This is a genomic window from Hymenobacter nitidus (assembly GCF_020447315.1).
Lineage (GTDB): Bacteria > Bacteroidota > Bacteroidia > Cytophagales > Hymenobacteraceae > Hymenobacter > Hymenobacter nitidus.
This window is the reverse complement of sequence record NZ_JAJADQ010000015.1, coordinates 118,427-126,191: the sequence shown is the minus strand read 5'-3', so window position 1 is coordinate 126,191 and position 7,765 is coordinate 118,427. Positions and strand designations below refer to the sequence as shown.

Here is a 7,765-nt window from a genome sequence, read left to right as displayed (position 1 = left end):
CTACACCAACATCGTCAACCTGAAAAATGGCAAGCTCAAGCGCGAGGAGCCCCGCCTCGTGCAGCGTGTGCTCGTTAGTCTGGGCATACCCGCGCAGCAGCTGCGCTTTCCCCTGACAAGTAAGACCACATGGTTTGTGTTGCCGGATGCCGAGGCGCTGGCCTCCTTTCAAGCGCAGCTCCATTTCCTCCAGGGTCTGAAGGTTTAAAGGTGAAATTGGGCATTATAGGGGAGGCGTAACCAAGTTGTTGCCAAGAGGGATAGCCTTGATGACTACATACGCGTCATCTTCCCGTTTACAATAAACCAATAACTCTTTGGCTTGAAAAGACACGTCCTGTAGGAAATAGCTGCCAGCCATGGCCAATTGCTCCTCCATAGGGAAGTGACCCTGCGGTTCTCGTTGTAGTAACGTCAAATGCGGTAAGTAGCGAGGGCCCTCAAAACACATTTCTTGGTCCAGACGGGAAATGCCCAACTCATTCAGCAATCTGGTGTGTAAAGTAATCAAATCAGGAGAAGTAACCCGCAAATACAGGACATTATCCCCGAAGGCAGCTGGCCGGCTAACTTCAATAGGAAAGGCGGAAGTAGCCTGACAAATTTGCTGAACTGCGGACAACCACTCCACTTCTCTGCCAAGGCCGCAGGGTGCTTTCAGGGTAATGTGAGGTTCTAACCCCCGCCAGCCAAGCATACGCCGGAAATGCACCACTGCCTCTATTAGGGCGCTTGGGGGCCGAATTCCTATAAAGTAGCGCATCCTTAGAGCTTAAATAATCAATAAATGATACCTACATTAAGCTGAAACATAGAAAAGAAAGGAGCCATAATGGCATGGCGGGAACTAATGGCTTAGTTTTAGTATTGCTAATGACATTAGCTCTTCCTAAGCTGCTTTGCTTGTCGGGTTGTTGACAGGTTTGTACGGCGTGGAGGTTCTTCAAGTGAAAAACACATAACTCCAAACCCCACGCATATGGCGAACGTGCAGACTCAATTTGACACTTTTCACTCTGACAAAAAAACCGGTATCCGACTGGGCCGCTTCAAAAAGGAGAAACAACTGCGTGACAAGCGCAATGTAATCCGCCGCCGGTTGAAAGCCAATTTGCCCGGGGTTTTTGCGAAGTACGGTGAGCCGAACCTGGTTCCGAAATTCAAAGACCAGGGTAGTTACAAGATGAACACCGGCATCAAACCGTTGGCGGGTGGTAGTGGGTACGATATCGACCAAGGTGTGTACTTTGAAACCCCAAAGGACGGAGAGGGTGCTTATTCCCCTCTTACGTTGAAGAAGCGAGTAGAGGAGGCTTTGAATGGCCTGACCGATACCATCCGTATCCGCCGTCCCTGCGTAACGGTATTCTACAAAGAGAACGGTGTTGAGGAGGCCTACCACGTTGATTTGGCCATCTACTCGGCGCGGGGTAGCAATTCTGATGGCAAAGACTACCTGGCCGTGGGCCGCGTTGGCGATTCGCTGAGCGAGCAGGAGTGGAAGGTATCAGACCCAGCAGGCCTGCAACACGAGTTATTCCGTCGCTTTGAAGACGATACCCACGGGCGGCAGCAGTTCCGGCGCATTATGCGCTTTATGAAGCGGTGGAAGGACGTAAACTTCTCCAGTGCCGGCAACGGTGCCCCGCGGGGAATTGGACTGACGCTCAATGCTCATTACGGCTTTACTCCGACGTATTCAGATTGGCTGAATCGGACACGGGACGACCTGGGGGCGTTGCGCAAACTGGTGGATGATATGTTGAGCCGGTTCAGCCACCAGTACCGGGAAAAGCGTCAAGAATGGGGGCGTTGCCTCATCGCCAAGCTACCAGTGGAACCAGTGAGCGACGTGTATGAAAATATGACGCTCGTGCAGATGACTTCGTTTGAAACAAAGCTGAAGGATCTGAAAGCGGCCCTGGATGCTGCTCATGAAGAGTCGGATCCGCACGAAGCATGCAAAGGCCTGCAAAAGGTGTTTGGCTCCGACTTCCCCGTTCCCGCCAAATCCGACACCGCCCGTAAGGCGGCAGCAGGGGCCGCTAGTTCAGGCCTTTCGGGCTAACATGACCACTGAGGCATTAGAGGCTTGGCTATCGGTAGCCACGGCTACTGGTCTGGTTCTGCCCCCTGGAGAGATGCAGCCTGACAATGACGGTGGCTTTCGCATAACCACCACCTTGGCCGTGGCGGGTTTGTCGGTTGGCATCCTGATAGTATTAGCACATGACTTTCCAAAGGATGCGCCTCTTGTGCTCGTGCAGGATAGCCAGTTGCTGGGGCGCCTACCGCACGTTTTTCGGAATGCCGGAGTGGTGTGCTACAGTACATCCGAAGGATTGCTCCTGAACCGCCAGCAGCCGGAAACAGTGCTTACGTGGGCCGTCAAGGAAACCATCCGAACCTTGGAAGAGGGGCTAGGTACCAGCCAGGTGGCAGAGTTTATGCGCGAACTGGAGGTGTACTGGCGGCAACTAGGCGGTCCGGAAGTAGTTAATTTTTATAACCCATCGTCGGAAGCGCGTACCTTAACCAGCTATTCTGCCAAGGATAACTTGCGGTGGCTTGCTGGCGCCGAGCAGGAAATGCCACCACGGCACCGGGCAGGAAATAAGCTGCTTACGACTATAAAGGAGAAGGCAACTTATCTGCCGCTGCTACCGGGTACAGCCTTCATTCCTCCCGCCCCAAACGAGCCTTTCTGGACGATTGACCAACTGCGCGAGTTGGTGAAGCCTACACTAATGGCCATACCCTCCAAACGCCGCCGACAACTCTTTAAGTCGGGTCGGGATTGGAATGGCCTGTTGGTACTAGCTGTACCTCTGGTGGGCCACAAGTCGCACGTTACGCTGCTGGGCATTGCCTACACGAGTCTGAAAGGAGTGCACCCGCTAGGTGAGCGAGGAAGTGCATTCGATTTAAAGCCGGTTCAACTCCTGCGGTGGGAACGGTCTTACTTGTTGCCACGAGGAGGCGGAAAAATGAGCTTAACTCCCAAAAAAGTGCTTGTTATAGGCTGCGGCGCTATCGGTGGTCATTTGGCGCACGAGCTGTCACAGACCGGTATCCTGTACCTAACCCTGGTTGATGGCGACAGGCTGTCAATTGAGAATATGCACCGACACGCCCTGGGCATGGCTGGTGTTGGTGAATATAAAGCCATTGCGCTACGTGACGAATTGCAGCGCAAGTACTTGTACGCCGAAGTAACTGCCATTGCAAAACCAATTGAGCAAGCCCTAGACGCGGGAGAAATCCAGCCTGAATCATTCGACTTGGTGATAGCCGCAACGGGCGAGGCTACGCTCGAACGCTACCTGAATGAACGACTGCGGGCTATAGCAGGTGCCCCCCCGGTTATATATTCGTGGCTCGAACCATATGGCATCGGAGGCCACGCGCTACTGACGAGGCCACACCAAGCCGGGTGTCTGGAGTGCTTGTATACTTCGCCTAATCCTGACGCTCCCTTATCTAATCGTGCCCTGTTCGCGGCACCCGACCAGCAATTCAGTTTAGCTTTGTCAGGATGTGGCTCTCTGCATACGCCTTACGCCTCATTGGATGCCTCACAGACGGCTACACTCGCGGCACGGCTGGCAGTAGAGGCGCTGACCAGTAGTCAGCCGGAAAGCCCGTTATGGTCGTGGAAGGGAAGTGACCGGGAGCTTAAAGCGGCAGGATTCAAAGTGGGACCGAGGTATAAACTGACGGAGGAGACCTTGCGCCGTGATGCGATGCGCTACATTGCTCCGAATTGTCCGGTATGCGCCTTTGATTCAAACACCAACGCTGCCACCAATCATGAATGAGCCGGAGCAGCAGGATCTCGTGTTTTATCGTAGTGGCGGAGGCCGCGTGAAGGTGCCAGCTGCGGTGCTGTCAGTCATGCAGTCCTACGCCCAGCACGACCCCGTCGCAACTGAGGCGGGAGGGGTCATGATGGGCCGCTACATAGCTTCTAGCAACGACGTGGTAATAGATGTAGTGACCGAGCCGATGCCCGGAGACCGGCGCACCCGTTATTCATTTTACCGGGACAAGAGGCGGCACCAAGCAGCTATGGATGCAGCTTGGGAGGCCAGTGGTCATACCTGCACTTACCTGGGTGAATGGCACACGCACCCCGAAGAACGGCCTACTCCTTCCGAGATTGATATCAAAGGCTGGAACCGTCGGCTATGCCAAGACCAGTTCGACGAGGAGTTGTTTTTTCTCATTATCGGTACGCATGAGCCTCGCATGTGGGCTGCCAAATCAGCAACCACGACGTGGGAACCACTAAAAATTAAGAAGTGAAAAACACTCTACCGCGCATTCTATGTCTTATACAACTATTCCCACGGCGGTACGGCTACAAGTATGGGTACGAGCTGGCGGCCGCTGTCAATTTCCTGGCTGCAACGAGCCATTATGGAAGGATTCTCTGACACTGCAGCAGATGAACCGTTCGTACCTGGCCCACATTGTAGCCGACAGCGCTAAGGGGCCACGTGGCAGCAAGGAAGAGTCTGAATTACTTAAAGATTCACTGTCCAACATCATGTTGCTGTGCGGCGACCACCACCGGCTGATTGACGGAGAGCATTGGCAGGAGTACCCCACTGAATGGCTGCGTGAACAGAAGCAGGAGCACGAAGACCGGATTGAGCGCCAAACCGGCTTGCAGCCAGCGATGCGCACTCACCTTGTGCTTATTGGTACTCGTGTCGGTAACCGTCGGGGCGACGGAGCAGTGAACGAGGACGAGGCCCGCACGGCAGTGCTACCAGCCCGTTACCCCGCCACTGACCGGGCCATTCGTGTCAACCTAAGCGAATTGGAATTGACCGAGCAGGATCCGACTTTTTGGCAAGTAGCTCGTACCCACGCTGAGCGCTGCCTGGCACCTGTCATTGCTGGAATCGACATCACAGGTCGTCCCATCAACCACTTGTCGATTTTTGGTCTGGCAGCCATCCCCGTGCTTATATACTGTGGCAGCCTTATTAGTGACCTGATTACAGCGGACGTGTACCAGCGGCATAGGGTTCCGACCACGTGGGATTGGCAACCGTTGGCTGGCGATGGGTTTGATTACTTGGTGACAACGCCTGAGGCTGCTAACAGTTCGTGCATAGTGGCTATCAATTTGTCCTTGAGCGGTCCTATTCATCAGCACGAGATAGACCGCGCCATGGGCCACGCCGTGCCAACCTATGGCATTACCATCGCGGAACCAACTGTACATTTTCTAAAGGCTAAGGAGCAACTTGAATTGTTCACCAAGGCGTGGCGACGGCTGCTCAGCCAGATTCGGCAGCACCATGGCGAGGAGTGCGAGATTCACTTATTTCCGGCCGTGCCAGTATCCATCGCCATCGAAATTGGCCGCGCATTACTGCCTAAAGTAGACCCAACGATTCACGTGTACAATCTAGACCGCGCTTCTGCTACCTTTCATCCGGTGTTAACTATCGCCTAAATATCTCCTCTATGATTGCCCCTCAACCCTCCACGAACCCCCAACTGTTTACCCTCATTCGTAATGCCGACGAAACCGGCATCAGCGGCACCGGGCGGGTTCTCGATGGCGTGATATTTCATACGGGCCAGGTGGTGGTATGCTGGCGCTCAGATTTAAATACGGAAAAGCCTGGTTATAGCAGCTTGGTGATTTACGGCTCATGGGAAGCATTCAAAGCCATTCACATCGACCCACATCCTGCTGAGCAAACGCAAGTTGTATTTCAAGAAAGTTGACCGCTCTTTGGTCGGCCGCAAAACACCCTTTCATAAATTCCTACTTCCTGTTGTATGTCCATTGCCAATCTGTTGTTGTTGCGCCATTCCGGCTTGCGGGAAGTATCCGAGAAGGAAGTGCTGGACGAACTGTCTGATACTGAACTGCGCGTGCCACGCCAAGTACACCATGTGGATACGACGGATTTCAGCACCGATATTGACGCAGGTAACTGGCAATCTTCGGAGCAATACCTGATTGAGCAGGCCAGTCACATTCGGCAGTTGGCCGATGAGCAGGGTGATACCGAAATAAAGTACTATGGGCTGGCAGAAATTCCGCATACGCTAGCATTGGGTGCACTCGTTGGCGATGAGCGCCATGTGCAGGCGTTTGACTTTGACCGTGACCAAAACAAGTGGGCATGGCCCTCGGTAGAACAACGACTTCAATTGCGTACGGAGGGGGTGCCCGCTGAGCGGGTGGCCAGTAACGGTCGGGTAGCCATTCGGGTGGAGATATCTTCTTCCATTCAGGATGCTGACATATTAGCTGTCTTGGGATCAGACTTGCTGGCAGATATTCGGATCCGCTTGCATGACGAGCAAACGCCAATGGTTAAGACTATCGGCTCAGCCGCTGATGCGCAGCAGGTACGGCAACTTATGCGGGAGGCCTTGGCTGCCGTGGCGGAATTCCGACCAGGTACGGAAACCATCCACTTGTTTGTTGCTGCGCCCGCACCAGTGTGCTTCCTGATAGGCCAGGAGTTGCGCCTGCGCAACAACCCGCCATTTCAAACATACCGCTTCCGCAAACAGGCCGAGCCAAGGTATCAAGAGGCCTTGTTACTTACTGAAAGCGATGCCACGGCGGCAATGGAAGAACTCACGGAAGAACAACTGCGGCGTAACCAGCACATTCGGCAAGAGGTTTGGCCAACCGCGCTGCGTAACGTACTGGATTACGCAGCTTCCAATAGGGAACGCTCCAATGACAATTCGGGCATCTGGTATCGTGCCTTTGCTAAAAAAGAACTGTTTAGCGCTGTACACCCTTTTCCCAACTTGCCACCATTGTGGGCTGTAGCCAATGAACATGATACCGTGGACCCGGAGCCTTACCACGGGGAATTTGGACACGATAAAAGCTCGAATACCTGGCGGCTGAATGATGGGCTGCTGGTCGGGCTATCCAATGCCACGCGTGGTAAAGATGCCGAGTTACAGAAACTAATTCGGTTGTTTCTCTACCACGAGTACGTGCATGATTACCACTCCCTGACAAAATACAACGCAACCGATGTGGGGCGTTTCCCAAACTGCCTGGAGCGCATCGATTATGCAGCCGACCTATATGCATTGTTTCACGAACTGGATTTTGCCAGCATATACGACCGTAACAATGTTGCCAGTGATGATAAAATCAAACACTTTTTGGTCAACACAATCGACCTAATGATCCGCTCGATGTGGGCTTTTGATGCGGGTGGGGAGTTTAATCGCCCGCAGATACGACGAGTGCGCCGCTACCTGAACTGGTACTGGCGGCGCGTTCAGGTGAGCCGTTCTACGGATTTGAAAATTGCATTAAAAGCGCTAAGTACTCCGCCTACGATTGAATTGGCGGGTTGCCGCCTCCAAATAGAGGGTCGCCGGGAACTGATGTTGCTGAATAAATTGGACCCCACCACAGATTTGTCCATCGGTCTTGTCACCGAAAATGAAAGGATGCTGCGTATTACAGACTCAACAACTATTAATATCAAGGCCCTGCTAAATGCTTTTCGTTCGCGTGACCACGAGGAAATCAAGATATTTTTCGAAGGAGTATTCGAGGAGGCACTAGCCGTAAATGGAGCGCTGCCTATCCTGCTAACCTAAACAGAGGTCGGGTTACAGCCCTGCTTTTTATCGATGTTGGTCTTGGTTGTAGCTTAGAGTAATTTTATCCTCCACTGATACAAGAAGACTTTATTGTCGTGCTTAAGATCGTAGCAATAGCGTGCTCACCCGCTGTTAAATTGAACATGCAGGC

The 7,765-nt window shown here is 53.1% G+C and carries 8 protein-coding genes; 7 read left to right on the top strand and 1 reads right to left on the bottom strand.

Features of this window, described 5'->3' with window-relative positions; all coding sequences use genetic code 11:
* A partial coding sequence (locus LGH70_RS22255) for a hypothetical protein (protein WP_226190093.1) occupies nt 1-208 on the top strand: 208 nt, incomplete at its 5' end.
* A gap of 15 nt (nt 209-223) precedes the next feature.
* Here LGH70_RS22255 and LGH70_RS23935 read toward each other — a convergent pair.
* On the bottom strand, nt 224-697 hold the full coding sequence (locus tag LGH70_RS23935) for a 2'-5' RNA ligase family protein (protein ID WP_226190091.1): 474 nt from the start codon (nt 695-697) through the stop codon (nt 224-226).
* A gap of 282 nt (nt 698-979) precedes the next feature.
* On the opposite strand from LGH70_RS23935, the gene LGH70_RS22245 reads away from it, so the two are divergent.
* The 6 genes from LGH70_RS22245 (at nt 980) to LGH70_RS22220 (ending at nt 7,611) form a co-directional block, all read left to right on the top strand.
* A complete protein-coding gene (locus LGH70_RS22245) occupies nt 980-2,068 on the top strand; it encodes a cyclic GMP-AMP synthase DncV-like nucleotidyltransferase (RefSeq protein ID WP_226190089.1) in 1,089 nt (362 codons plus the stop codon).
* 1 nt (nt 2,069) lies between these two features.
* Nucleotides 2,070-3,818, top strand: coding sequence for a ThiF family adenylyltransferase (locus tag LGH70_RS22240; protein WP_226190088.1), 1,749 nt, complete (start codon nt 2,070-2,072; stop codon nt 3,816-3,818).
* Nucleotides 3,811-4,305, top strand: a complete 495-nt coding sequence (locus LGH70_RS22235) for a Mov34/MPN/PAD-1 family protein (protein WP_226190087.1) — start codon at nt 3,811-3,813, stop codon at nt 4,303-4,305. Before LGH70_RS22240 ends, LGH70_RS22235 begins: the two co-directional genes overlap by 8 nt.
* Nucleotides 4,306-4,447: 142 nt before the next feature.
* Nucleotides 4,448-5,470, top strand: a complete 1,023-nt coding sequence (locus LGH70_RS22230; RefSeq protein WP_226190086.1) for an SAVED domain-containing protein — start codon at nt 4,448-4,450, stop codon at nt 5,468-5,470.
* 11 nt (nt 5,471-5,481) lie between these two features.
* A complete protein-coding gene (locus tag LGH70_RS22225; RefSeq protein WP_226190084.1) occupies nt 5,482-5,748 on the top strand; it encodes a hypothetical protein in 267 nt (88 codons plus the stop codon).
* A gap of 54 nt (nt 5,749-5,802) precedes the next feature.
* Nucleotides 5,803-7,611: an SAVED domain-containing protein gene (locus tag LGH70_RS22220; protein WP_226190082.1), complete on the top strand. Its 1,809-nt coding sequence runs from the start codon at nt 5,803-5,805 to the stop codon at nt 7,609-7,611.
* Nucleotides 7,612-7,765: the final 154 nt, after the last annotated feature.